23 protein-coding genes are annotated in these 21,756 nt (G+C 72.1%); 15 read left to right on the top strand and 8 right to left on the bottom strand.

What is annotated here, in order from left to right:
• Positions 1 to 22: 22 nt before the first annotated feature.
• Positions 23 to 439: a VOC family protein gene (locus AC1RSJ_RS04775; RefSeq protein WP_493117198.1), complete on the bottom strand. Its 417-nt coding sequence runs from the start codon at positions 437 to 439 to the stop codon at positions 23 to 25.
• Positions 440 to 554: 115 nt separating this feature from the next.
• Here AC1RSJ_RS04775 and AC1RSJ_RS04770 point away from each other — a divergent pair, with 115 nt between their 5' ends.
• Positions 555 to 1,337, top strand: coding sequence for an SDR family oxidoreductase (locus AC1RSJ_RS04770; protein ID WP_493117197.1), 783 nt, complete (start codon positions 555 to 557; stop codon positions 1,335 to 1,337).
• 94 nt (positions 1,338 to 1,431) lie between these two features.
• Here the strand turns inward: AC1RSJ_RS04770 and AC1RSJ_RS04765 are convergent, their stop codons facing one another.
• Complete coding sequence (locus tag AC1RSJ_RS04765) at positions 1,432 to 3,354, bottom strand: GTP-binding protein (RefSeq protein ID WP_493117196.1); 1,923 nt, start codon at positions 3,352 to 3,354, stop codon at positions 1,432 to 1,434.
• A 245-nt stretch (positions 3,355 to 3,599) separates the two neighbouring features.
• Between AC1RSJ_RS04765 and AC1RSJ_RS04760 the strand changes: the two genes are divergently transcribed.
• From AC1RSJ_RS04760 to AC1RSJ_RS04745, 4 genes are all read left to right on the top strand, one after another.
• Complete coding sequence (locus tag AC1RSJ_RS04760) at positions 3,600 to 5,174, top strand: Na+/H+ antiporter (RefSeq protein ID WP_493117195.1); 1,575 nt, start codon at positions 3,600 to 3,602, stop codon at positions 5,172 to 5,174.
• 125 nt (positions 5,175 to 5,299) lie between these two features.
• Positions 5,300 to 5,431 carry a hypothetical protein gene (locus AC1RSJ_RS04755; protein WP_493117194.1) on the top strand — a complete coding sequence of 44 codons (132 nt, stop codon included), beginning with the start codon at positions 5,300 to 5,302 and terminating at the stop codon, positions 5,429 to 5,431.
• Between the two features lie 280 nt (positions 5,432 to 5,711).
• On the top strand, positions 5,712 to 7,679 hold the full coding sequence (locus AC1RSJ_RS04750; RefSeq protein WP_493117193.1) for an MDR family MFS transporter: 1,968 nt from the start codon (positions 5,712 to 5,714) through the stop codon (positions 7,677 to 7,679).
• Between the two features lie 19 nt (positions 7,680 to 7,698).
• Positions 7,699 to 8,337, top strand: coding sequence for a TetR/AcrR family transcriptional regulator (locus tag AC1RSJ_RS04745; RefSeq protein ID WP_493117192.1), 639 nt, complete (start codon positions 7,699 to 7,701; stop codon positions 8,335 to 8,337).
• Positions 8,338 to 8,475: 138 nt separating this feature from the next.
• Here AC1RSJ_RS04745 and AC1RSJ_RS04740 read toward each other — a convergent pair whose 3' ends face one another.
• Positions 8,476 to 9,063, bottom strand: coding sequence for a TetR/AcrR family transcriptional regulator (locus AC1RSJ_RS04740; RefSeq protein WP_493117191.1), 588 nt, complete (start codon positions 9,061 to 9,063; stop codon positions 8,476 to 8,478).
• 147 nt (positions 9,064 to 9,210) lie between these two features.
• On the opposite strand from AC1RSJ_RS04740, the gene AC1RSJ_RS04735 reads away from it, so the two are divergent.
• The 6 genes from AC1RSJ_RS04735 to AC1RSJ_RS04710 all read left to right on the top strand — a co-directional run bounded on the left by AC1RSJ_RS04735 (position 9,211) and on the right by AC1RSJ_RS04710 (position 13,592).
• A complete protein-coding gene (locus AC1RSJ_RS04735; protein WP_493117190.1) occupies positions 9,211 to 9,807 on the top strand; it encodes a DUF6230 family protein in 597 nt (198 codons plus the stop codon).
• A 36-nt stretch (positions 9,808 to 9,843) separates the two neighbouring features.
• Positions 9,844 to 10,488: a DUF6114 domain-containing protein gene (locus AC1RSJ_RS04730; RefSeq protein ID WP_493117189.1), complete on the top strand. Its 645-nt coding sequence runs from the start codon at positions 9,844 to 9,846 to the stop codon at positions 10,486 to 10,488.
• On the top strand, positions 10,485 to 11,207 hold the full coding sequence (locus AC1RSJ_RS04725) for a hypothetical protein (protein ID WP_493117188.1): 723 nt from the start codon (positions 10,485 to 10,487) through the stop codon (positions 11,205 to 11,207). The genes AC1RSJ_RS04730 and AC1RSJ_RS04725 overlap by 4 nt, the downstream gene beginning before the upstream one ends.
• A 44-nt stretch (positions 11,208 to 11,251) precedes the next feature.
• On the top strand, positions 11,252 to 12,385 hold the full coding sequence (rlmC, locus tag AC1RSJ_RS04720; protein ID WP_493117187.1) for a 23S rRNA (uracil(747)-C(5))-methyltransferase RlmC: 1,134 nt from the start codon (positions 11,252 to 11,254) through the stop codon (positions 12,383 to 12,385).
• Between the two features lie 46 nt (positions 12,386 to 12,431).
• A complete protein-coding gene (locus AC1RSJ_RS04715) occupies positions 12,432 to 12,806 on the top strand; it encodes a DUF5655 domain-containing protein (protein ID WP_493117186.1) in 375 nt (124 codons plus the stop codon).
• 120 nt (positions 12,807 to 12,926) lie between these two features.
• Entirely contained in the window at positions 12,927 to 13,592 is a 666-nt protein-coding gene (locus AC1RSJ_RS04710) for an SDR family NAD(P)-dependent oxidoreductase (RefSeq protein ID WP_493117185.1), read from the top strand.
• Positions 13,593 to 13,758: 166 nt separating this feature from the next.
• Here AC1RSJ_RS04710 and AC1RSJ_RS04705 read toward each other — a convergent pair whose 3' ends face one another.
• Positions 13,759 to 14,247 carry a hypothetical protein gene (locus AC1RSJ_RS04705; protein WP_493117184.1) on the bottom strand — a complete coding sequence of 163 codons (489 nt, stop codon included), beginning with the start codon at positions 14,245 to 14,247 and terminating at the stop codon, positions 13,759 to 13,761.
• A gap of 171 nt (positions 14,248 to 14,418) precedes the next feature.
• Here AC1RSJ_RS04705 and AC1RSJ_RS04700 point away from each other — a divergent pair, with 171 nt between their 5' ends.
• Positions 14,419 to 15,456 (top strand): glycoside hydrolase family 43 protein, encoded by a 1,038-nt coding sequence (locus AC1RSJ_RS04700; protein ID WP_493117183.1) that lies wholly within the window; start codon positions 14,419 to 14,421, stop codon positions 15,454 to 15,456.
• A 218-nt stretch (positions 15,457 to 15,674) separates the two neighbouring features.
• Here AC1RSJ_RS04700 and AC1RSJ_RS04695 read toward each other — a convergent pair whose 3' ends face one another.
• A complete protein-coding gene (locus tag AC1RSJ_RS04695; protein WP_493117182.1) occupies positions 15,675 to 16,466 on the bottom strand; it encodes a DUF427 domain-containing protein in 792 nt (263 codons plus the stop codon).
• Between the two features lie 198 nt (positions 16,467 to 16,664).
• On the opposite strand from AC1RSJ_RS04695, the gene AC1RSJ_RS04690 reads away from it, so the two are divergent.
• Complete coding sequence (locus AC1RSJ_RS04690; protein WP_493117181.1) at positions 16,665 to 17,456, top strand: siderophore-interacting protein; 792 nt, start codon at positions 16,665 to 16,667, stop codon at positions 17,454 to 17,456.
• Positions 17,457 to 17,566: 110 nt separating this feature from the next.
• Positions 17,567 to 18,376 carry a hypothetical protein gene (locus AC1RSJ_RS04685; RefSeq protein ID WP_493117180.1) on the top strand — a complete coding sequence of 270 codons (810 nt, stop codon included), beginning with the start codon at positions 17,567 to 17,569 and terminating at the stop codon, positions 18,374 to 18,376.
• A 2-nt stretch (positions 18,377 to 18,378) separates the two neighbouring features.
• On the opposite strand, the gene AC1RSJ_RS04680 is transcribed toward AC1RSJ_RS04685, so the two are convergent.
• From AC1RSJ_RS04680 to AC1RSJ_RS04670, 3 genes are all read right to left on the bottom strand, one after another.
• Positions 18,379 to 18,711 (bottom strand): hypothetical protein, encoded by a 333-nt coding sequence (locus tag AC1RSJ_RS04680; protein ID WP_493117179.1) that lies wholly within the window; start codon positions 18,709 to 18,711, stop codon positions 18,379 to 18,381.
• A gap of 110 nt (positions 18,712 to 18,821) precedes the next feature.
• Positions 18,822 to 20,570 (bottom strand): hypothetical protein, encoded by a 1,749-nt coding sequence (locus AC1RSJ_RS04675; protein ID WP_493117178.1) that lies wholly within the window; start codon positions 20,568 to 20,570, stop codon positions 18,822 to 18,824.
• A gap of 197 nt (positions 20,571 to 20,767) precedes the next feature.
• On the bottom strand, positions 20,768 to 21,133 hold the full coding sequence (locus tag AC1RSJ_RS04670; RefSeq protein ID WP_493117177.1) for a DoxX family protein: 366 nt from the start codon (positions 21,131 to 21,133) through the stop codon (positions 20,768 to 20,770).
• Between the two features lie 128 nt (positions 21,134 to 21,261).
• On the opposite strand from AC1RSJ_RS04670, the gene AC1RSJ_RS04665 reads away from it, so the two are divergent.
• Positions 21,262 to 21,756 (top strand): winged helix-turn-helix transcriptional regulator, encoded by a 495-nt coding sequence (locus AC1RSJ_RS04665; RefSeq protein WP_493117176.1) that lies wholly within the window; start codon positions 21,262 to 21,264, stop codon positions 21,754 to 21,756.

Genomic DNA, 21,756 nt, shown 5'->3' with positions numbered 1-21,756 from the left:
CCACCCGATGAGGATGAGGCGGTCAGCTCGCGGCGCCCGAGATGTTGACGAGCCAGTTGACGCCGAATCGGTCCTTGAGCATGCCGAAGCTGTCGCCCCACGGCGCCTGCGTCAGCGGCTCGACGACCGTGCCGCCCTCGCTGAGCTTGTCGTAGTAGCCGGTCAGCGCCGCCGAGTCGTCGCCGCTGAGCGAGACGGAGATGTTCGAGCCCTCGGCGAGGTCCATGTGGCTCGGCACGTCCGACACCATGAGCGTGAAGCCGGCGGGCGTGTCGATCTGGGAGTGCATCACCCAGTCCTTCTCGGCCTCGGGCACGTCCATGCCCTGGTCGGAGAAGCGCATGATGCTCGGCTCGCCGCCGAAGACCGATGCGTAGAAGGCGATGACCTCCGCGGCGTTGCCGCGGAAGTTGAGGTACGGGTTGAGCGTCTGAGACATCGGGGCCTCCTCGTCGGGATGTTGCCGCGATCATGGCACCGGCGCATGACATCCGCCAGAACCCCGGCTGACGCCTCCGTTCCCCCACCCGGGCGCCCCGCCTAGACTCCGCCGCATGACCCTCGACCTGGCCGCCTCGACCGTGCTCATCACCGGTGCCGGAGCGGGGATCGGGGCCGAGACGGCACGGCGCTTCGCGGCCGCCGGCGCTCGGCTGATCCTGCTCGAGCGGGACGAGGCGCACGCCGCCGCGATCGCCGCCGAGCTGCCCGCAGCGCTCGTCCGCACGGCCGACGTGGGCGACCTGACGGCCGTCGACGCGGCGCTCGACGGACTGGCGGGCGGCGTCGACATCCTCGTCAACAACGCGCACTCGATCGCGGCCGAGGCGTTCCCCGAGGTGACGGACGCGCAGATCGATCGCGACCTCGCCGTGACGCTGGCCGCGCCGATGCACCTCGCGCGTCGGGTGCTGCCCGGCATGCTCGAGCGGGGGCGGGGGGTGGTGCTCAACGTCGCCAGCGTGAACGGCCTCGCCTGGTACGGCGGCGAGGCCTACTCGGCCGCGAAGGCCGGGCTCATCGCCTTCACGCGCGGGCTCGCCGCCGAGTACGGTCCGCGCGGCATCCGCGCCAACGCCGTCGCTCCCGGCACGACGGCGACGGATGCCTGGCGCACGCAGCTCGAGACCGACCCGGGGCTCCTCGACCGCGCGGCCCGGTGGTATCCGCTCGGACGGGTCGGCATGCCGGCCGACATCGCGAGCGCGCTGGTGTGGCTCGCGTCTCCCGAGGCGGCGTGGATCAGCGGGGTGGTGCTGCCGGTGGACGGCGGGCTGAGTGCCGGCAACCGGCTCATGGCGCAGGACCTCGCAGGGCGGGATCCGTTCGCGAGGTGAAGGCGGTCACGCAGCCGATGGCTGGGTAGGCCGGGGGACGAGGCCGTATCGAAGCCTCGTGCTGTAGACCTGAGGCCTCGATACGCTCCGACGGTCACACCCGGCCGATCCGCCTCGCGGCCACCGCCAGGTACGTCACCCGGTCCCTCGGGTCGTCGTCGATCCGCTCGCGCTCCGGCGGCACGCCGACGACGGGCTCGAACCGGTCCGGATCGGCCGTCATCACGCCCTCGCCGCGCGTCGCGTCCGGCAGCCGGCGCTGCAGACCGGGCAGGCGCCGCACCGGGATCGAGCCGACGAGCAGCGTGCGATCCGTCCCCGACAGCGCCGTCTCGAGCAGCATCCCGCCCTCCCCGGCGAGCACGCCGATCACGGCGGGCGCGGTGTCGTCCGGCACCTCCAGCTCCACCCGCGCGACCGGCTCGCACACGACGGTGCCGGCGGTCTTCAGCGCGTCCATGAGCACGAGCGGCGCGAGCGCGCGGAAGTCCCCGGCGATGGTCGACATCGACAAGTTGAACTTCTGATGCGCGTGCCCCTGGCGGGGTGCGTACCGGGTCTCGGTGATGGTGACCACGGCGTCCGGGATCTCCCAGCCGTGCGGACCGGCCAACAGCCCGGCGCGGATGCCCTCGAACGCCGCGGAGAACAGCGAGGCGGGCATCGCGCCCCGCTCCACCTCGAGCTCGATCGCGACGCCGGAGCCGACCGGCGCCGGCTCGACCCGGAGGCCGAGCGAGGCCAGGAACGGATTGCCCTCGCCTCCCATCCGGTCGACCGCCGAGCCCGGGCCGAGCACCCGCTCCAGGCACACCGGCGCGGAGTCGGAGAACACGGCCTCGACCCCGTGCTCCTCCGCGAGCAGCGCGGCGAGCACCTCCTTCTGCACCTCGCCGTAGAGCATCACGCTCGTGCGCAGCCGCGCGTCGTCGTGCCGGATGGAGATGAGCGGGTCGACGTCGGCCAGCCGGTCGAGCGCCGCCCGCAGCGCCGACCGCTGCTCGGGCACGACCGTGTCGACGACCGCCTCGAGCGTCGGACGGCGGAACTCGACCGCGCCCGCGCGCCCCGCCCCGAGCACGTCGCCGATCCGCGCGGCCGCGAGCCCGCGCAGCTGGCCGACGTGCCCGGCCGTCAGCTCGTCGGCGGGCTGCGCGGATCCGTCGCGGAACACCCGGATGCCCGTCACCCGCTCCGCTGCGCCGCCGAGCTCGAGCCGGTCGCGCACTCGCAGCGTGCCGCGCTCGAGCAGCACGTCGACGAGCCGCTCGCCCGCGGGTCCGCGCTCCACCTTGAAGACCGACCCGGCGGGCGCGCCCGAGACGTCCGGCTCGCGAGCCGGCAGCAGCCGCGGGATCAGCTCGAGCAGCCTGGTCACGCCGACGCCGCGCGTGGCGGAGCCGAACAGCACCGGATGCGCGGTGCCGGCGGCGGTGCCATCCGCGAGCCCGTCGAGCAGCTCGGGCAGCGCCGGCGTCGCGCCGTCGACCCACGCGGCCAGCACCGCGTCGTCGGTCTCGGCGACGGCGGCCACGACCGCGTCGACGCGCTCGATCGGCACGGCGTCCGGGGTCAGGCGGGCGCGCAGCTGCGCGAGCACCGCCTCCGGCCGGGCGCCGGTCCGGTCGATCTTGTTGACGAAGTAGAGGAACGGGATGCCGAGCCGGCGCAGCGCGCGCACGAGCACGACCGTCTGCGCCTGCACGCCCTCGACCGCGGAGACCACGACGACGGCGCCGTCGAGCACGGCGAGCGAGCGCTCGACCTCCGCGATGAAGTCGGGGTGGCCGGGGGTGTCGATGAGGGTGACGGCGGTGCCCTCGACCTCGAAGGCGGTGACGGCCGCCCGGATGGTGATGCCGCGACGGCGCTCGAGCGCCATCGAGTCGGTGCGGGTGCTGCCGGAGTCGACGCTGCCCGGCGTCTCGAGCACGCCCGCCTCGTAGAGCAGGCGCTCGGTCAGGCTGGTCTTACCGGCGTCGACATGGGCGACGATGCCCAGAGTCAGAGTGCGCAACAGCGCTCACGTCCATTCGATCGGAGAGGAGAGGGAATCGGGGCGTGACGGATGCGCGCATGACCGGTTCCCTTCTCCTGTCGATCGGACGTGTCCCTCCAGGGAAGCACAGCCGGCGCGGATGCGGAACCCCGCCGCCGTTCTGCAGGACTCCGCCGTTCTGCAGGACGCGCGCGCCCGGACCGGTGTGGAGGACACCGGGATCTCCTGCACAACGGGAGGCCGAGTCCCACTACGGTCATCCCGTGAACGGTCTCGAGCTGGCGGTGATCCTCGGCGCCACCCTGCTCGCCGGCGGCCTGCTCTCCGACCGGCTCCGCATCCCGGCGCCGATGGTGCTCATCGTCGCGGGCGCCGCGCTCGGCTTCGTGCCGGGGCTCCACGACGTGGCGCTGCCGCCCGAGATCGTGCTGCTGCTGTTCCTCCCCGTGCTGCTCTACTGGGAGTCGCTCAACACGTCGCTGCGCGAGATCCGTGCCAACCTCCGCGTCATCCTGCTGCTCGCCGTCGGGCTCGTCATCGCCACGGCGCTCGTGATCGCCCTCATCGCGGTCGCGTTCGGCTTCGACTGGACCAGCGCGATCGTGCTCGGCGCCATCCTCGCCCCGACGGATGCCACGGCCGTCGCCGCGCTCGTCGGCCGGCTCCCCCGCCGGGCGGCCACCATCCTCCGCGCCGAGAGCCTCATCAACGACGCGACCGCGCTCGCGCTCTACAGCGTCGCCGTGTCCGCGCTGGTCGCCGGCCGCATGATCGACGCCGGCGAGGTGAGCCTCCGCTTCGTGTTCGCGCTCGTGGTCGGCGTCGGCCTCGGCATCGCGGTCGCGCTGCTCATCTGGCTGCTGCGCCGGTTCATGCGCACGACCGTGCAGCACAACACGCTCAGCGTGCTGACCCCGTTCGCGCTGTACCTGCCGGCCGAGGTGCTCAACGCCTCCGCCGTCGTGTCGGTCGTGGTCGGCGGCCTGCTGCTGAGCCGCGTCGGTCCACGCGTGCTGCCGGCGCGACCACGGCAGCAGGGCTACGACTTCTGGCGCGTGAGCACCTACCTCGTCAACGGCTCGCTGTTCCTCCTGATCGGGCTGCAGCTGCGGCCCGTCGTGCACACGCTCGCCGAGGACGGCTGGCGCAGCGCGGTCTGGCTCTGCGTGCTCTGCGCCGCGGCCGTCATCCTGACCCGGCACGCCTGGTCGAACGCGACGACCGCGCTCATCCGGCTGCTCGACCGGCGGCCGTCGCAGCGGGCGCGGCGCGTGTCGTTCCGCGGGCGGCTGCCGATCGCCTGGGCCTCGTTCCGCGGGGCGGTGTCGCTCGCGGCGGCGCTGTCGCTGCCGGAGTACACGACGGAGGGCAACCCGCTGCCGCACCGGGCGACGATCATCGCCGCGACGTTCACCGTCGTGGTCGTGACGCTGTTCCTGCAGGGGCTCACCCTGCCCGCTGTGCTGCGGATCTCGCGGCTGCAGCACGATTCCGCCGAGGAGGACGAGGCGCTGCTCGCGAAGACCGAGTCGACGAAGGCGGCGCTCGCGGCCCTCGACGCGGAGGCGGATCGCACCGGCGTCGACGACGAGTCACGGGAGTCGGTGCGGGCGGACTTCCAGGCGAAGCTCGACGCCGAGCTCGCGGACGACGACGAGGAGACCGAGGCGGAGGTCGAGCGGGAGCACGAGCTGCGCCGCGCCCTCCTCCACGTCAAGCGCGAGACGGTCATCCGGCTGCGCGACGAGCGCCGCATCGACGACACCGTGCTGCGCCGGATGCAGACGCATCTCGACATCGAGGAGCTCCGTCTGCAGACCACCGGCGAGGACGACTGAGCTCCCCATCGGATGCAGCCTCCACATCGGATGGCGGAGGTCTGTAAGGAATGGTTGCCGCCTGGCAATGAACCGGTTGACGCCGTCGATCCCAGCGACGGCGTCCCGGAAGAAGGCAGGCGCCGATGACACTCGGATCGTCCCCCGAGCTCGATCTGTTCTGGATCGCGGCGGCAGTCGTCGTCGCGGTCGGCTCGATCACCGGCATCGTGTGCTGCATCCTCGCGGTGGCCGACGGCCGCCGGAGGGCCTTCTAGTCGGTCCCGGCAGACCTCGTCGGCGCCACGTCCCGGGTGCCGACGGGGTCTGCCGTCGCGCCCCCGCGCGGGACCGCGAACGGGCGCCCGCCGGACTGGACAGATCCGTGCACCCGATGTAAAGTTGCACCGTCTGCACGAATCCGTCGACGTCGACGCGTGCCCCTTCCCGGCCCCGACGCTCGAGATCCCTCCCTCGCCGACGGCCCCATCTCGAGCAAGGACCGTCATGTCATCCGCCTCAGCTCAGGCAGCGCCCGCCACGGGCCACGAGCCCCTCATGTCCCACCGCCAGATCCTCCTGGTCATCTACGGCCTCCTGGCGGGCATGTTCCTGTCCTCGCTCGGGCAGACCGTATTCGGCACGGCGATCCGGACGATCGGCGACGACCTGCACGGACTGGACCAGCAGGCCTGGGTGACGACGGCGTATCTCATCACCTCGACGATCGCGACGCCGATCTACGGCAAGCTCTCCGACCTGTTCGGGCGCCGTCCGCTCTTCATCTTCGGCATCGGCGTGTTCATCGTCGGCGCGATCCTGTCGTCGTTCTCGACCTCGATGCTGATGCTCGCCGGCTTCCGCGCGATCCAGGGCATCGGCGCCGGCGCGCTCATGTCGCTGCCGCTCGCGATCCTCGGCGACATCCTGGCTCCCCGTGAGCGCGCGAAGTACCAGGGCTACTTCCTCGCCGTCTTCGGCATCGCCTCCGTCATCGGCCCGCTGCTCGGCGGACTGCTCGCCGGCGCCGACCAGATCCTCTTCATCGACGGCTGGCGCTGGGTCATGCTGATCAACGTGCCGATCGGCATCGCCGCGCTCGTCATGGTCATCGCGTTCCTGCACCTGCCGAAGGTGCACGACCAGCACGCCAAGCCGCGCATCGACTGGTGGGGCGCCACCGCGATCATCGTCACGCTCGTGCCGCTGCTGCTCGTCGCCGAGCAGGGCCGCACCTGGGGCTGGGGCTCCATCGGGTCCGTCGCGTGCTACGTGATCGGCGCCGTCGGCCTCGTCGCGTTCATCCTCATCGAGCGCCGGATGCAGGACGACGCGATCCTGCCGCTGAAGCTGTTCCGCTCGCGCGTCTTCTCGATGGCGACCGTGCTCGGGTTCCTCGTCGGCTTCGCGATGTTCGGCGCGATGCTGACCCTGCCGCTCTACCTGCAGATCGTGACCGGCCTGACCCCGACGGAGTCCGGCTTCGCGACCCTGCCGCTCGTGCTCGGCCTCATGATCGCCTCGATCGTGTCGGGCCAGGTCGTCGCGCGCATCGGCAAGTACCGCGCCTTCCCGGTGATCGGCACCGCCTTCACCGCCGTCGGCTACATCATGCTCACCTTCATGACGGTCGACCGGCCGCTCTGGTACCTGCTGCTGTCGATGTTCGTCATCGGCCTCGGCCTCGGCCAGCTCATGCAGTCGCTGACCATGGCGGCGCAGAACTCGGTGCAGCCGCGCGACATGGGGGTGGCCACGAGCTCGGCGACGTTCTTCCGCCAGATCGGCGGCACGCTCGGCGTCGCGATCCTGCTCTCCGTGCTGTTCTCGGCCCTGCCCGGCAACATCTCCACCGCGACCGCGGACACGTCGAACCTCAAGCCGGCGCTGACCGCCGCGTTCGACCCGGAGGTCGCCGGCGCGAAGGAGAACGCCGGGGTCATGAAGCAGATCTGGTCGAAGATCGTCGACCCGAGCAAGCAGGGCATCCAGGCCCAGCTCGACGGCGTGACCGCGCAGGTCACGGCCGCGACGTCCGCCGCCGGCCCGCAGGCCACCGCCCAGGCGCTCGCCGCCGCGGCGACGCAGGCCCACGCCTCCGTCATCGACGGCCGCCTCGCGGTCGACTGGTCGGATGCCGACGAGCGCGCGTTCTACGTCGACCAGCTCGTGCCGACGATCGAGAAGCAGCTCGCGAAGGCCGACGCCTCGTCGAGCGACTCGAGCAGCGCCAGCGACACGTCGTTCCTCAACGGCGCCGACCCGCGGCTCACGCGTCCGTTCCTCACCGGCTTCAACGACTCGGCGATCATCGTGTTCTGGGTCGGGTTCGCCGTGATCCTGCTCGCGTTCGTGCTCACCTGGTTCTTCAAGGTGCCGCCGCTGCGTCAGCGCTCCGCCCTGCAGGAGGCCGCGGACCAGCGCCGCGCCGCCGAGCTGGAGCTCGAGCAGGAGGCAGCCGTCGCGGCCGCCGAGGCGGGCTCGCTCGTCGGGCCGATGACCGGGTCGGTCCCGGTCTCCCGCTAGGTCGTCCGCTGTGATCGGCATGCTCGGAACGCCGGCGGAGGGCCTCGAGGCCCCCGCCGGCGCGCCGGCCGGTGTCGCGTCCGCTCCGGCAGACGAGGCGGTCGGCCTCCGCGAGCGGAAGAAGCTGCAGACCTGGCAGTCGCTGCACGACGGCGCTCGGCAGCTGCTGCTCGAGCACGGACCCGACGGCGTCACGGTCGACGAGATCTGCGCCCGCGCGGACGTCTCGCCGCGCACGTTCTTCAACTACTTCCCGTCGAAGGCGGCCGCGGCGCTCGGGCTCCACGACCCGCGGATCACCGAGGAGGCGCTCGCCCGCTTCCACGTGCGGTCGGGGGTCGACGGCCTGATCGACGACCTCTGCGTGCTCATGGCCTCGACCGTGCACCTCTCCCCCGACCGCGCGCGCACGAAGGAGCTGGTCGAGCGCCGCCCGGAGCTCGCGCCGGCCGTGCACCGCTGGATGGCGGACCTCCGCACCGCCGCGGTCGCCGCGGCGACGGAGCGCGCGGGAGCGGACACGGGACGCCTCGCCGTCACGCTCGTCACCGCCGCGCTCGTCGAGGTGATGCACGACGTGCCGCCGGCCTCCGAGGGCGAGCTGGCCGACCGCATCCGCACGCACCTGAGCTCCATGCGGGAGCTGCTCGAGCGGTAGGCACCGGGGGTCGCGCCGCCTCGGGTGGCTGAGCCTGTCGAAGCCCCCGCCACCCAGAACACCGGGTGGCTGAGCCTGTCGAAGCCCCCGCCACCCAGAACACCGGATGGCTGAGCCTGTCGAAGCCCCCGCCCCGAGCTACCCGTCCACCGCCCCGGCGACCGCCCGCACGCTCCGCCCCAGCATCGCGACGATGTCGGCATCCGGGGTCTCGCTCTCGATCCCGAGCGCGACGAGCACGTGCTCGGCGAACGACACCCAGGCCCGCAGCGAGACCCGGAGCCGCTCGGTGTCGTCGGCCCCGAGCTCGACGAACACGGTGAGCAGCCGATCGGCCTGCACCTGCCGCGCCTGCTCGACGACCTCCCGCACCTCGGCGCTCCCCGCCGCGACGCCGCGGACGAGCGAGAAGAACGTGCCGCGGTGACCGCGGACGAAGGCGACGACGCGCGTGAGCGTGTCCTCGAGCCGCGCGTCCGGATCCAGGTCGGGGATCGGCTCGGTCGCGTGGAGCAGGGCGTCGCGCGCCGTGCGCACCACCTCGCGATGCAGCCCGTCGACGCTGCCGAAGTAGTGGAACAGCAGCCCCTTCGACACCCCCGCCTGCGTGCTCAGCGAGTCGATGCTCAGGGCGTCGAGCGGCCGGTCGGCGAGCGCCGCGACCCCGAGCGCGACGAGCTGCGCGCGCCGGTCCTCCGGGCTCAGCCGCCGTCGCTCGCGCTCCACGCCGGGGAGCCTAGCCGGATCGGCCGCCGCGGAGCCGAGGGAGAAAAACCTCTCGGAGTCGCGTCATAGACCGCTCCGCACGCCGTCTCATTGATCAGGAGTCAATACGGGACACGGTCCTGGGCGACCGCGAATCAAGGAGGATTCATGCAGCTCCGCAGCATCACCCGATCCCACACCGGGCGTCTGATCCTGGCCGCCGTGCCGGTCGGCGTCATCGCGGCCGTCATGCTCGGCGGCGTCGCGCAGGGCTCCGTGCCCGTGTCGTTCCAGATCTCGGGCAGCCAGTTCAAGATCGCCGCGAGCCAGCTCGAGGGAACCAGCTTCTCGCAGTACGCGGGCACGACGACGGACACCGCCGGCAAGCAGCATCCGGTCGCGATCGCGAACATCGGCCACGCGACGCTGAAGGACCTCTGCCAGTCCGTCTCGACCGACACCCCGCTCGGCAAGGTCGGCGTCATCATCACGGCCGGCGGCGGCGACGAGCCCGCGGAGGCCACCGACCTGCAGATCGGGATGACCGACCTCAAGGGCGACACGAGCTTCGACAACATCCGCATCGGTGTCGACGCCTCCACCGTGCAGACGAAGGCGAAGGGCGAGGTCGGCGACTTCGCGCAGGACTCGGACGCCGTGCACATCTCGAACCTCCAGCAGGTCTCCTGGAGCACCCAGGCATCCGTCTTCACCCTCCGCGGCATGCACGTGGAGATGGTGCAGGACGGCCGGGAGTGCTTCTGACGCGTGCGTCAGCGCACGCGTGAGAGGAGGTCTCCGATGACCACGACATCCGCACCCCGGTCCGCCGTCGACCGCGCCCGCCTCGGGCGCTGGTTCCGCAGCCGCCCCGCGATCGGCGGCCTGCTCGCCGTACTCGGCGGACTCGAGCTGTTCTTCAGCGGCCAGCTCGACGTCGGGCGCATCCACATCTCGATCGGCATCGAGGGCCTGCAGGCCACCGTCATCCCGTTCGCGATCGTGCTGCTCGGCCTGCTCGCGACCCTGATGCCCCAGCACCGAATCTTCTACGGCGTGATCCTGCTGGTGCTCTCGCTCTACTCGCTCGTCGGGGTCAACCTCGGCGGGTTCCTGCTCGGCATGCTGCTCAGCGCTGTGGGCGGTGTGCTCGTCGTCGCCTGGATGCCGCGGGGGGCGGCATCCCGAGCGACGGGGCCGAGCGCGGGGCAGTCGGGTGCCACCGCGTCCGGCGCGGGGACGGAGGCGGCCGTCGGGTCGGCCGCCTCCGTCTCCGACCCTGCGAGCTCGGGTGGGAGCGCGGGCCGGAGTGCGGGCGCGAGCGCGGCCGCGGGCCGGTCGCTGCCCGAGTACGTCGCTCCGGTGAGCACGGCCGAGTACGCCGCGGAGCTCGTGGCGGCACGGAGCGGATCGCCGGACGCCGACAGCCGGACGGCCCGCTCGTGACCCTCCGCACGCGTCGCACCGAGGTCGTCGCCGGTCTGCTCGTGGTCGCCGCCGCGGCGCTCGGCCTCGGCGCCGCGCCCGTGCCGGCGAGCGCCCGCGCGTCCGAGCCGGCGGAGCTCTGCATCCCGATCCTCATGTCCTGCGGATCGACGCCGGCCCCGACGCCGAGCGCGCCGTCGACCGGCCCGTCGTCGCCGATCCCGGGCGGCGGGCTGCTGCCCATCCCCGCGCTCCCGGGCGACGGCGGCTCGCCGATCGCCGTGCCGACCGCACCGCCGACCGCGGTCGACGACCCGGCCGCGCCGGTCATGACCCTGCCGGCAGCGCAGCTCGCAGGCTCGTCGATCGAGTTCAGCGGACTCACGTCGGTGACGCTCGTGACCGTCCCGCTGGCGGACGGACGAAGGGCGCCCGCCATCAAGCTCGAGGCCGACTTCGTGGCGATGGACGACTTCAGCCTCGACGTGCGCAAGCCCGGCAAGCACGACGCCGCCGTGACGGATGCCGGGCGGATGGAGCTGCACGGCCACGTGAAGGTGTACCTCGACTCGCTGACCGCATCGACGGTCGACGGGCTCGGCTTCACGCTCGGCGCCCAGAACACCCCGCCGGGCACCGAGGTGCCGTCGCGGCTGCTCCGGGTGAACCTCGGGCTCGTCGGCGTCACCGGCGACCGCATCTCGTTCACGCCGGTGCACCAGTACCTCGAGGACATCTAGGCGCGCAGCCGGGACCGAGCCGCATCCCGGGCGACAATGGACCCATGCAGTGCGCCTACTTCGACGCGGGCGTGTGCCGCTCGTGCGAGCTCATGGGCGTGCCGTACCCGGCGCAGCTCGCGATGAAGGACGCCGCCGCGCGCCGGCTGCTCGCCGCGCATCCGGAGGCCGACTGGCTCGAGCCCGCGGCGAGCGCCGAGAGCGGGTTCCGCGCGACGGCGAAGATGGTCGTCGCCGGCACGATCGAGGCGCCGACGCTCGGCATCCTCGATGCCGGACGCCACGGCGTCGACCTGCGCAACTGCGGGCTGCACCCCGACGTGATCCGCGACGCGCTGCCCGCGATCGCCGCGTTCATCACCCGCGCCGGCCTCGAGCCCTACGACGTGCCGGCCCGCCGCGGCGAGCTGAAGCACGTGCTGCTCGTGCAGTCGCCGGACGGCGGGCTGCTGCTCCGCTTCGTGCTGCGGTCGACGGAGGCCGAGACCCGCATCCGCAAGCACCTCCCCTCGCTGCTCGCGGAGCTGCCAGCGGTGCGGGTCGCGTCGCTGAACATCCAGCCCGAGCACAAGGCGGTGATCGAGGGCGAGCGGGAGATCGTGCTGACGGACGCCGTCGCCCTGCCGATGCGCGTCGGCGCCGTCGAGCTGCTCGTGCGTCCGGGCAGCTTCGTGCAGACGAACACCGGCATCGCCGAGCGGCTGTACGGGCAGGCGCGGGAATGGGCGGAGGAGGTCGCACCGGCATCCGTCTGGGATCTCTACTGCGGCGTCGGCGGCTTCGCGCTGTCGGTCGCCGGCGCCGGACGCCGTGTGCTCGGCGTCGAGGTGAGTCCGGAGGCGATCGACAGCGCGCGAGCGGCTGCGGACGCGGCCGGGCTGCCGGACGCCGTGTTCGAGGTCGGCGACGCCACCGGGTTCGCCGAGCGGTCGGCCGCGTCAGATCGCCCCGATCTGGTCATCGTGAACCCGCCGCGTCGCGGCATCGGCGAGCGCCTCAGCGGCTGGCTCGAGGGCTCGGGGGTGCCGACGGTGCTCTACTCGAGCTGCAACGCGGTGACGCTCGCGAAGGACCTCGAGCGGATGCCCTCGTACCGCGTGCGCCGCGCCCGGGTCTTCGACATGTTCCCGCAGACGCATCACTCCGAGGTGCTCGTGCAGCTCGACCGGGTCGGGTGAGTCAACCCCGGGATCGGATGTCGGGCGCGTGCGGCACGCTCGGGGCATGGCCGACTCGACCTGGAGCGAGCTCACCGCCGGACTCGACGATGAGGACCTCGCCAAGCTGACCGCGTTCCGCGACTTCTGCCGCTCGCTGCCGGACGTCGAGGAGCGCGTCCACTCGGCGGACATCGCGTTCGCCCGGACGCGGACCTTCGCCTCCGCCTACATCAAGAGCCACTACCTGGAGCTCGGCATCGAGCTGACGCGCGAGGTGCGGAATCCGAAGCCGCGCACGAGCTTCGCCACGACGAAGACCGTGTTCATGCACCGGTACTCGCTGCGCGAGCTCGACGCGTTCGACGACCGCATCCGCGACCTGATCCGGGAGGCGGCGGACACCGTCGGGCCGGGTGCGCGGGCCGCGAAGGGCGGATGACAAGGACCGCCTCGCCGCCCGGTTGCGGGCATCCCAGCCCGCGGAGGCGCTTCCGCAGAGTCCCCTGAGCGCCGCCTCCTCATCCGGTGCGCTGGGCACGGGCCCGGCCACGCTGGAGGCATGACCACGCTCGCCATCATCGGTGCCGGACCTCAGCTCGGACTCGCCGTCGCACGCCGCTTCGGCCGCGAGGGCTTCTCGATCGCACTCATCTCCCGCAACCAGCACAGGCTCGACGACCTGGCCGCGACGCTGCGGTCCGAGGGCTTCGAGGCCGCGGGATTCGCCGCGGACGTGCGCGACCAGGTGTCGCTCCGCACCGCGCTCGAGGCCGCCGCCGAGCGGCTCGGCCAGATCGAGGTGCTGCAGTACAGCCCGCTGCCGGCGAAGGAGTTCATGCGGCCGGTGCTCGAGACCGTCGCCGACGACCTCGTCGGCCCGATCGAGTTCTCGGTCTACGGGCCGGTGACCGCCGCGCACCAGGTGATCCCGGGCATGCGCTCGATCGGACGCGGCACGATCCTCTTCATCAACGGCGCGAGCTCGGTGCGGCCGGGCGCGCGAGTGACCGGCACGTCCATCGCGTTCGCGGGCGAGTCGGCCTACGGCCAGCTGCTGCACGACGCGCTGAAGGACGAGCAGATCCACGTGGCGCAGCTCGTCATCCCGCGCGGCATCGGCGGCGGCGAGCCCTCGCACGAGCCGGAGACGCTCGCCGAGCGGATCTGGAGCATCCACGCGGAGCGGGGCGAGTTCCGCACGTTCGCGGCAGACCTCGACGGCTGAGGTCCGCAGACGCGGCGCGGGCCCGGCGCCGGCCTCCGCGCGGCGCGGGCGCAGATGCGGACACAGCGCCGCGGATCCGGGCTCCTCGAGGGATTGCTTCCCTCGGCGGGCCTTGCGCGTCGGCGTCGTGTCCGCCTCGGTCGCCGCTCGCTCCCGCGATCCCGCCTCAGCGCCGGATCTCGATGAGCAGCACCCAGGCGTAGTACGCGGCGACGACGATCGCGACCGCGAACTCCGCCAGCAGCCAGAACAGCCCACCGCCGACCCCGGCGAGCAGCGAGACACCGGCGACGAGCCCCGGCAGGGATGCGGCGAGCGCCGTGCCGAGGTTGCTCACCCGCCAGCGCGCCGGCTCGTCGGGCTCGAACGTGCGGATCGTCGTGCCGACCACGACCGCGACCATCACGGCGCCGACCACGATGAGCTCGATCCCGAGGGCGAGCGAGGGCTGCGGCGCGAGTCCGGCGATGCAGAACACGAGCTGCCCGATGAGCAGCGTGAGCGTGCGGCCGGCGAGGCTCGGGAGCTTCGGCAGCGACAGGATCTGCTCGTGGTTCAGCGACACCGCCACGAAGATGAGCCCGGCGAGCGCGGCCGCGGCACCGCCCATCATCACGAACAGCTCGTGCCAGTGTTCCGCGGCGTAGGCCTCCACGGGGTCAGCCTAGAACCGCAGAGTCCGCTGTGAAGCGGGTTCCGTCGACGCGGCCGAGGCCACGGTAGACGGGTTCGGAAACGTGTACGGAAGCGTTCCTCCGCACTCTGCCGGTCGAAGCACCGACCGCACCACGCGGCGGACGCAGCCACGAAGGAGTGGACCATCACCATGCGACTCGTCGGAATCCTCCGCCTCGCCGTCCTGAGCCTGGTCGCGATCGCGCTGACCGCCTGCGGCGCCCCGGCGTCGGTCGCGCAGGCCGCGACCTGCACGCTCGAGAACCCGATCATGTCGGGCGCCGACCCCTCGGTGTGGGAGCGGAACGGCACCTACTACCTCGTCCAGTCGGCAGATGGCGGCATCCAGATCCGCGGATCGTCCACCATCGCGGGTCTCGGCAGCGCCACGCCGACGACGGTCTGGCGCCCGGAGGCCGGCACCGACCACAGCTCGGAGATCTGGGCGCCGGAGCTCGAGTTCCTCGACGGACAGTGGGTCGTCTACTTCGCCGCGGACGACGGCAGCAACGACAACCACCGCATCTTCGCGATCACCGCGCCGGACGGCGACCCGCGCGGCGTCGGCTGGAGCTTCGCCGGCAAGATCGCCGACTCGACGGACCAGTGGGCGATCGATCCGACCGTGTTCCAGTACCAGGACAGCTGGTGGATGGCGTGGTCGGGCACGCCGGAGGGCAACGGCGGCGCCGCGCCGCAGCAGATCTACATCGCGCACATGAGCGACCCGCTCCACATCGATCAGGACCACCGCCGGCTCATCGCGAACCCCGATCAGCCGTGGGAGACCGGCACCGCCGCGATCGAGGAGGGTCCGGAGGCCTGGATCAGCCCGGCCGGCACGCTCTCGATCGTCTACAACGCGGATGCCAGCTGGGACGGCTCGTACAGCCTCGGGATGCTCGTCTACCAGGGCGGCGACCTGACCGACTACCGGTCGTACGAGAAGCGCGGGCCGGTGTTCAGCTCGGCGAACGGGCTCTACGGTCCGGGCGGCGAGTCGCTGCCAGTGCCCGGGAAGAACGGCCAGAACTGGAACATCTTCCACGCCAACTCGACGCCGGAGGGCGGCTGGGACTCGCGGTCGATCTACGCCCAGCCGGTCGGCTGGGCCGCGGACGGCACGCCCGACTTCGGCACCCCGGCCGGCGCGGTCCCCTACGACGAGGCGGCCCAGACCCGGTGCTGAGCATCACGGATGCCTGAGCCTGTCGAAGGGTCCCCGAGCCGCACCCGGATCCCTGAGCCTGTCGAAGGGTCCCCGCGCCGCACCCGGATCCCTGAGCCTGTCGAAGGGTCCCCGCGCCGCACCCGGATCCCTGAGCCTGTCGAAGGATCGCTCACCGAACTCGCTAGCTGAAGAAAGCGCTCTGGCGCCGTCTCAGCTAGCGGGTTCAGCGCCCAGACCTACCCGAACGGACTCGCCCCGCGAGTCGACCGCCCATCCACGGTCACCTCGACCCGCTCATCCCAGAAGCACACCAGCCCCCGCACCGGCTCGCCGTCGTGCAACGGCTCCGCATAGGTCCACGCGACGTTCGCCGCCGCCTCCGTCGACCAGTACGACGCCCGCCCTTTGTAAGCGCACACGCTCGTCGTCCCGCTCGGGGTGAGCAGGTCCATCCGCACGTCCTCGCGCGGCAGGTAGTACCGGGGCGGCAGGTGCGTCTCGAGTAGCAGCACCGGCCGGCTCGAGCGCGCGACCTCGACCCCGCCGACCTCGACCACGACCTCGCTCGACGAGCGGAGGCAGTCGATCCGCTGGAACGGATCGTGCGGATGCGCGAGCACGACGTCCTCCTCCTCGCGCCACTCGTCGAAGGCCGCCCAGTCGAGCACGACGTAGCCGGAGAGGTCCGGATCGTCCGGGGAGAACGCGGCCCCGACGAGCGCGCGGTCGGCCGGGATCGTCCACGAGGTGCCGCTCGTCGTGTGCACCCCGAACGGATTGGTGGGCGTCAGTACCCGCGGATGCCCGACCGTCGGCTCCACCCGCACCGGAGCGACGGGCGCGGCGTGCACGTCGCGGACCGGCACCGCGTACGACCCGACGACCCGGAACGGCTCCCAGACGATCCGGGCATCGCGCGAGTCGACGACCACCTCGCCGCCGATCGACGCGCGTACCCGTCGCCGCGCCGCGGCCCAGCGGAGGGTGGGGAGCTGGGACATCGTGAACCGGTCCATCGCAGTCGCCATGCCCGGATGATCCTCCCCGCGCACGCCCCGCGCCAGGGACGTGTGCGCTTCGGATGGCCGAGCCGGCCGCTCGGATGGCTGAGCCGGCCACTCGGATGGCTGAGCCCGTCGAAGCCGGCGTGGGCGCGGGGCGCCCTCCTCAGCCGACGGATACGCGCATCCCAGCGCCCGCACCGCCACCCCGACCAGACTGGTGCCATGCCCCTGAACCGCCCCGTCGTCCGCCATGAGCTGGTCCGCCGCGACCTCGAGGTGCTCCGCGTCACCCCGCTCAGCCCGTCGATGACCCGCATCACGCTCGGCGGCCCGGATCTCGCCGGCTTCGCCGCGGACGGACCGGCCGACCACATCCGTCTCGGCTTCCCGGCCGCGAACGGCTTCGAGCCGGTGACCCGCGACTACACGCCGCTCGCCTTCCGTGCGTCCGGCGCGAGCGGCGGACCCGAGCTCGACATCGACTTCGTGCTGCACGGTGCCGGCCACGGCGGCGACGAGGGGCCCGCCTCCGCCTGGGCGGGTGCGGCGGCACCGGGCGACCGGCTCGCGGTCGGAGGTCCGCGCGGCTCGCGGCTCGTCCCCGAGGGCGTGACCCGGCTCGTGATCGTCGCCGACTCCACGGCGCTGCCGGCCGCCTCGCGCTGGCTGAGCCAGACGCCTCCGGACGTGCCGGCGACCGCGCTGCTCCGCATCTCGGAGGCCGAGGGCGGCTACCTCGGATCCGTCGCCGCCGCCCGCACGACCCCGCCGCACCTGCAGCGGATCGACGCGGATGTTGACCTCGAGCCCGCGCTCCGCGCGCTCGCGCCGTTCGACGAGACCACGTTCGTGTTCCTGGCCGGTGAGGCCGGCGCGCTCATCCCGCTGCGCCGCTACCTCCGCCGCGAGCTCGGCCTCAGCCGCGATCAGGTGCAGGCGAGCGGCTACTGGCGCCGCGGCGTCGCGGGTCTCGACCACCACGCGCCGGTCGACCCGGACGACCCCGAGGACTGAGGGGGTCCGGGGGGCCGGTGCCGGCGGCGTCTCCACGCGTGACGTCCACCCCGCCGTGGCCCGCTCGGGGGCTGTGGTGGCCGACCCGCGATGCGTAGCGTGAAGGCATCATGACTGAGATCGAGAACGGCTCGTCGGGGACCGCGTTCGGCAAGGCGCTGGTCGTCGCATCGGGGCTTCCCGGCGTCCGGATCGACCGCGCCGCGTACCTGAAGCGGACGCTGTCGCGGCACTGCACCGATGCGCAGGTCCGTCGCGCGATCGAGGAGACCCCGGCCGCCGCGGGCATTCCGCTCGACGTGATCAGCAAGCTCGCGAACGCCTCCATCTCGTACGAGGCGACGAAGGTGACCGGCATCTCCGCAGCAGCAGGACTGCCCGGCGGGCTCGCGATGATCGGCACGATCCCGGCCGACGCGGTGCAGTACCTCGCGCACATGCTCCGCATCTCGCAGAAGCTCGCGTACCTCTACAGCTGGCCGGCGTTGTTCGGAAAGGACGGGGAGGAGCCGGACGACGGGACCCAGAATGTCCTGACGCTCTTCGTGGGCGTGATGGTCGGCGTCGAGGCCGCCAACAAGGGTCTGGCGAAGGTCGCCGCGAAGGTCGGCGAGCAGGTCGTGAAGCAGCTGCCGAAGAAGGCGCTGACGAAGGGGACGATCTACCCCCTCGTCAAAGCCGTCGCGAAGCAGCTCGGGGTCAAGATGACGAAGGACGTCTTCGCGAAGGGAGTCGCCAAGGCGATCCCGATCGCGGGCGCGGTGCTGTCGGGCGGTCTCACCCTCGCGACCTTCGTGCCGATGTCGAAGCGGCTCAAGCGGCATCTGTCGACGACGGCAGCGGGGACGGACGACTCAGACCTCGACGACGTGGACGCCGACGACGAGACTGCGGACGACCTGGACGCCGACGCCTCGTAGACCTAGCCGACGAGCGGGTACTTCGACTCGAAGCCCGACCAGATCAGCCAGCCCGCGATCACCCCGCCGACCAGCAGCCCGACGATCCAGCGCACCGCCGCGTTCTGCCACGGCACGAGGCCGATGGCGAGCGCGAACAGCACGCCGATGATGGCGAACGGGATGATCCACTCGGAGTCCGGCCCGTACGCGGGGCCGAAGCCGCCGCCGCCGCATCCGCTCACGCCGCAGATGCTGATCGAGCCGAAGGCGAACGGCACGATCGACAGGCCGATCGCGAGCGGGATCGACCACAGCAGGTGGAGGGCGTAGACGGGACGGTGCCGGATGGCCATCCTGCGACGGTAGGCGGCGACGCGGCGGCCGGCCTCCGGGCACGCGCGGATCGGGCATCCGTGCGCGCCCTGGGAGGCCGGTCGCCGCGCGGGCCCCGGCACGCCGAGGATCAGGCGGTCGACGCGGGGCCGTTCTCCGTGTCGCCGAGCGGCGGCGCCGTGATGAACGCCGCCTCCACCTGGCGCGCCGACAGCCGGCTGCCGATCGACGGCAGGCTCTGCAGCAGGGTCTGGGCGTAGGTGTGCGCGTCCTCCCGGTTCTCGAGCGCGAACGCCGCGGTGATGCCCCACGCGATCCCCTGCACCCGGTCGACCTCGGCCTGCGACGCCCAGTTCGGCTGGTGCTCGCGGATGACGCCCCAGTCGAACACCGGCGGGTCGCCCGGACGCGGGCGGTGGAACGGCACCTTCAGCTCGGTGTACTTCTTCAGCAGCTGCTTGAGGCATCCGGTCAGCTGCTCGACGTAGGCGGGCTCAAGCACGAGGGCGGTGCCGCGGACGCCGACGATGACGTGCGGCGTCGCGATCGGCTCGGTGAGCACGTTGCCGGTGATGTCGCCGTCGGTGACCGTGCACGACACGTCGAGATCGAAGCCGCCGGGAGCTCGGCTGAGATCGAGATCGATGCCGATCGGCGTCACGGTGTAGTCGACGTCGAAGGTCTCGATCCGCTCGACGGGATCCATACCGGTGTGGGTGCTGATGGTCGCCGTCAGCCGCACCGTGCCCGACGGGCCGGTGGCCGGCATCCCCGCGATGGTCCAGGCCGAGACGTCGGCTCGGTGGTAGCCGTCCGTCGCGACGCGGACGGCGATGTGCTCGTCGAGCGTGTACACCCGCCACCAGAAGTCGCGGTCGTCGAGACACGCGCCGAGATTGCCGGACTTCACCGGGCGGAACGTGCCGCGCTGCTCCTCGTGCCGGTCGCGCTCGTGGATGATCGCGCGCAGCTGGGCGCCGTACCGTCCGGTGAGCGGGATCACCGTGCGCCCGTGCCGCTGCGACCAGTAGGACTGCACCTTGACGTCGCGGTTGAACGCGCTCTGCCAGGTGAAGTTGGAGGTCCATTTCCCGGGAGGCGATCCCGCAGCCGGCGAACCGCCGGCATCGGAGATCTCGTCGTTGGACGTGTTCGCCCCGGTGTGCCAGCCGTCGGACTCCGGGTCGGTCAGCATCTCGATGATCTCGTGGCCGAGCGTCAGCATCGTCTGGTCCGGGCGCGTGCCCGGCGCCTCGCTGAGTCGTGTCCAGCCGATCCAGTACCGATCTCGGTCGAGCTCGAACGGGAAGTCGAAGTCGTAGGCGCTGCTGTGGGCGCCGAGCACCGTGCCGGTGATGGTGGTCGAGAAGGGGATCATGACGAGGAAGAGGATGCGCGGCCCGTCGTCGGGGTCGGGGAACACGTCGTCGTTCAGCAGGTCGTCGCCGAGGTCCTTGCAGGCGGCCATGATGTCGCTGGCGGTCGTCGAGGTCGGCACCTCGGGGCTGGTCACCGTGATCGATCCGCGCCAGACGGGTGCGTGCGGCACGCCGTACTGCCACAGCTCGGCGAACTGGCGGGTCAGCAGCAGCCGCTGCGTCTCCGCCTCGATCTCGGCGCGGGAGGCGGCACCGGCGGTGTTCCACCAGTCGCCCCAGAAGATGAGCTGCACCGGATGCCCTTCGGGTGCACCGGCGATCGCGCCGCCCGAGAATCCGATGGCCGTGCCGTCGAGGTTGCTGTCGGCGAAGACCAGCAGCGGGTCCTTCTGGGCCGACCAGACACCCTGGTAGTTCTCGTCGCTGAGCTTCGAGGTGAGCCGGTCGATGGCGTCGAGATCGACGAGCCGATCGGAGGCGAGGGCGGTGATGAGTCGCATGGCGGCTCGCTTTCTACGAGGTCCGCTCCGCGTCGGTGGGCGCGGAGTACTGCGATGCAGTACCGGCGATTCCCCGGGCGAGACGATCCTCCGGATGCGATCGGCGCGGGATCCGGGTCCGCCCCGAGCCGGCGGGACGGTAGCCCGGAGCGCCGGACGGCTCGCTCCGCCCGCGGGCGCGGTCGAACGCCCCAGACTCAGAGCCAGATCGTCGCGAGCCAGACCACGACCGCGGCCCAGACGAGCAGCACGAGATTGAGCGGCAGCAGGGTGAACTCGCGCCGCACCGCGTGCAGGATGAACGCCGCCACCTGCACGAGGACGAGCCCGATCGCCGCGGCGAAGGCCAGCGGCGGCACGATGCCGGTGAGCGGCGGCAGCACGAGTCCGATGGCGCCGAGCACCTCGAGCGCGCCGATCGTCTTGACCAGGCCGAGCGGCATGATGTCGACCCAGCCCATCATCGGGCGCAGCGCATCCTTCGACTGCACCACCTTCCGTCCGCCCGAGAAGACGTAGGCGACGGCGAGCAGGCCGGCGACGATCCAATACGCGATGAGCACGGTTCTCCTTCTATAGTTCTGTTCCGTAACCGGACCCATCATGGAGAACTATTGGCGGCGGTACAAAAGGCACACACGTGTTCCCGACCCGCGGATGTGTGCCCGGCGAGCGGACGGAGGAGCGGATCGTGACGGAGTACTCCCGCGTGTGCAGCATCCGCCGCGATGTAGGCCGGTCGATCCGGGCGCTGCTCGACCACCTCGCCGACAAGTGGACGCTGCTCGTGGTGGCCGCGCTCGCTGCCGGACCGCAGCGGTTCACCGAGCTGCGCAACAGCATCCCCGGCATCTCGCAGCGGATGCTGACGCTCACGGTGCGCAACCTGGAGCGCGACGGCCTCGTGCTGCGGACCGTCTACGCCGAGGTGCCGCCGCGGGTGGAGTACGAGCTTACCGAGCTCGCGGACTCGCTGCTGCCGCACGCGGTCGCCCTGGCGGACTGGGCCGTCGCGCACGAGCCGGAGATCCAGGCGAAGCAGGCGGAGTACGACGCGGCCAACGGTGCGGCGAAGACCGCGGGCGCTCCCGGTGCGCGGGGGGCCGCGAAGGTCTCGGGCGCAGCGAGAGTCTCGGATGCTGCGAAGGCCCCGGCCGCAGCGGATGCTGCGCGCGCGGTTCGCTGA

This window comes from Schumannella sp. GW821-FHT10F01, from assembly GCF_058809295.1.
The sequence above is the reverse complement of the archived record's forward strand: the minus strand, read 5'-3'. Positions and strand labels throughout refer to the sequence as shown.

Excerpts from the sequence above, each read along its gene's own strand:
- AC1RSJ_RS04775 (WP_493117198.1), bottom strand. The coding sequence starts at position 439 with ATGTCTCAGACGCTCAACCCGTACCTCAACTTCCGCGGCAACGCCGCG.
- AC1RSJ_RS04770 (WP_493117197.1), top strand. The coding sequence starts at position 555 with ATGACCCTCGACCTGGCCGCCTCGACCGTGCTCATCACCGGTGCCGGA.
- AC1RSJ_RS04755 (WP_493117194.1), top strand. The coding sequence starts at position 5,300 with ATGACACTCGGATCGTCCCCCGAGCTCGATCTGTTCTGGATCGCGGCG.
- AC1RSJ_RS04750 (WP_493117193.1), top strand. The coding sequence starts at position 5,712 with ATGTCCCACCGCCAGATCCTCCTGGTCATCTACGGCCTCCTGGCGGGC.
- AC1RSJ_RS04745 (WP_493117192.1), top strand. The coding sequence starts at position 7,699 with ATGCTCGGAACGCCGGCGGAGGGCCTCGAGGCCCCCGCCGGCGCGCCG.
- AC1RSJ_RS04735 (WP_493117190.1), top strand. The coding sequence starts at position 9,211 with ATGCAGCTCCGCAGCATCACCCGATCCCACACCGGGCGTCTGATCCTG.
- AC1RSJ_RS04730 (WP_493117189.1), top strand. The coding sequence starts at position 9,844 with ATGACCACGACATCCGCACCCCGGTCCGCCGTCGACCGCGCCCGCCTC.
- rlmC (WP_493117187.1), top strand. The coding sequence starts at position 11,252 with ATGCAGTGCGCCTACTTCGACGCGGGCGTGTGCCGCTCGTGCGAGCTC.
- AC1RSJ_RS04715 (WP_493117186.1), top strand. The coding sequence starts at position 12,432 with ATGGCCGACTCGACCTGGAGCGAGCTCACCGCCGGACTCGACGATGAG.
- AC1RSJ_RS04710 (WP_493117185.1), top strand. The coding sequence starts at position 12,927 with ATGACCACGCTCGCCATCATCGGTGCCGGACCTCAGCTCGGACTCGCC.
- AC1RSJ_RS04700 (WP_493117183.1), top strand. The coding sequence starts at position 14,419 with ATGCGACTCGTCGGAATCCTCCGCCTCGCCGTCCTGAGCCTGGTCGCG.
- AC1RSJ_RS04695 (WP_493117182.1), bottom strand. The coding sequence starts at position 16,466 with ATGGCGACTGCGATGGACCGGTTCACGATGTCCCAGCTCCCCACCCTC.
- AC1RSJ_RS04690 (WP_493117181.1), top strand. The coding sequence starts at position 16,665 with ATGCCCCTGAACCGCCCCGTCGTCCGCCATGAGCTGGTCCGCCGCGAC.
- AC1RSJ_RS04685 (WP_493117180.1), top strand. The coding sequence starts at position 17,567 with ATGACTGAGATCGAGAACGGCTCGTCGGGGACCGCGTTCGGCAAGGCG.
- AC1RSJ_RS04680 (WP_493117179.1), bottom strand. The coding sequence starts at position 18,711 with ATGGCCATCCGGCACCGTCCCGTCTACGCCCTCCACCTGCTGTGGTCG.
- AC1RSJ_RS04675 (WP_493117178.1), bottom strand. The coding sequence starts at position 20,570 with ATGCGACTCATCACCGCCCTCGCCTCCGATCGGCTCGTCGATCTCGAC.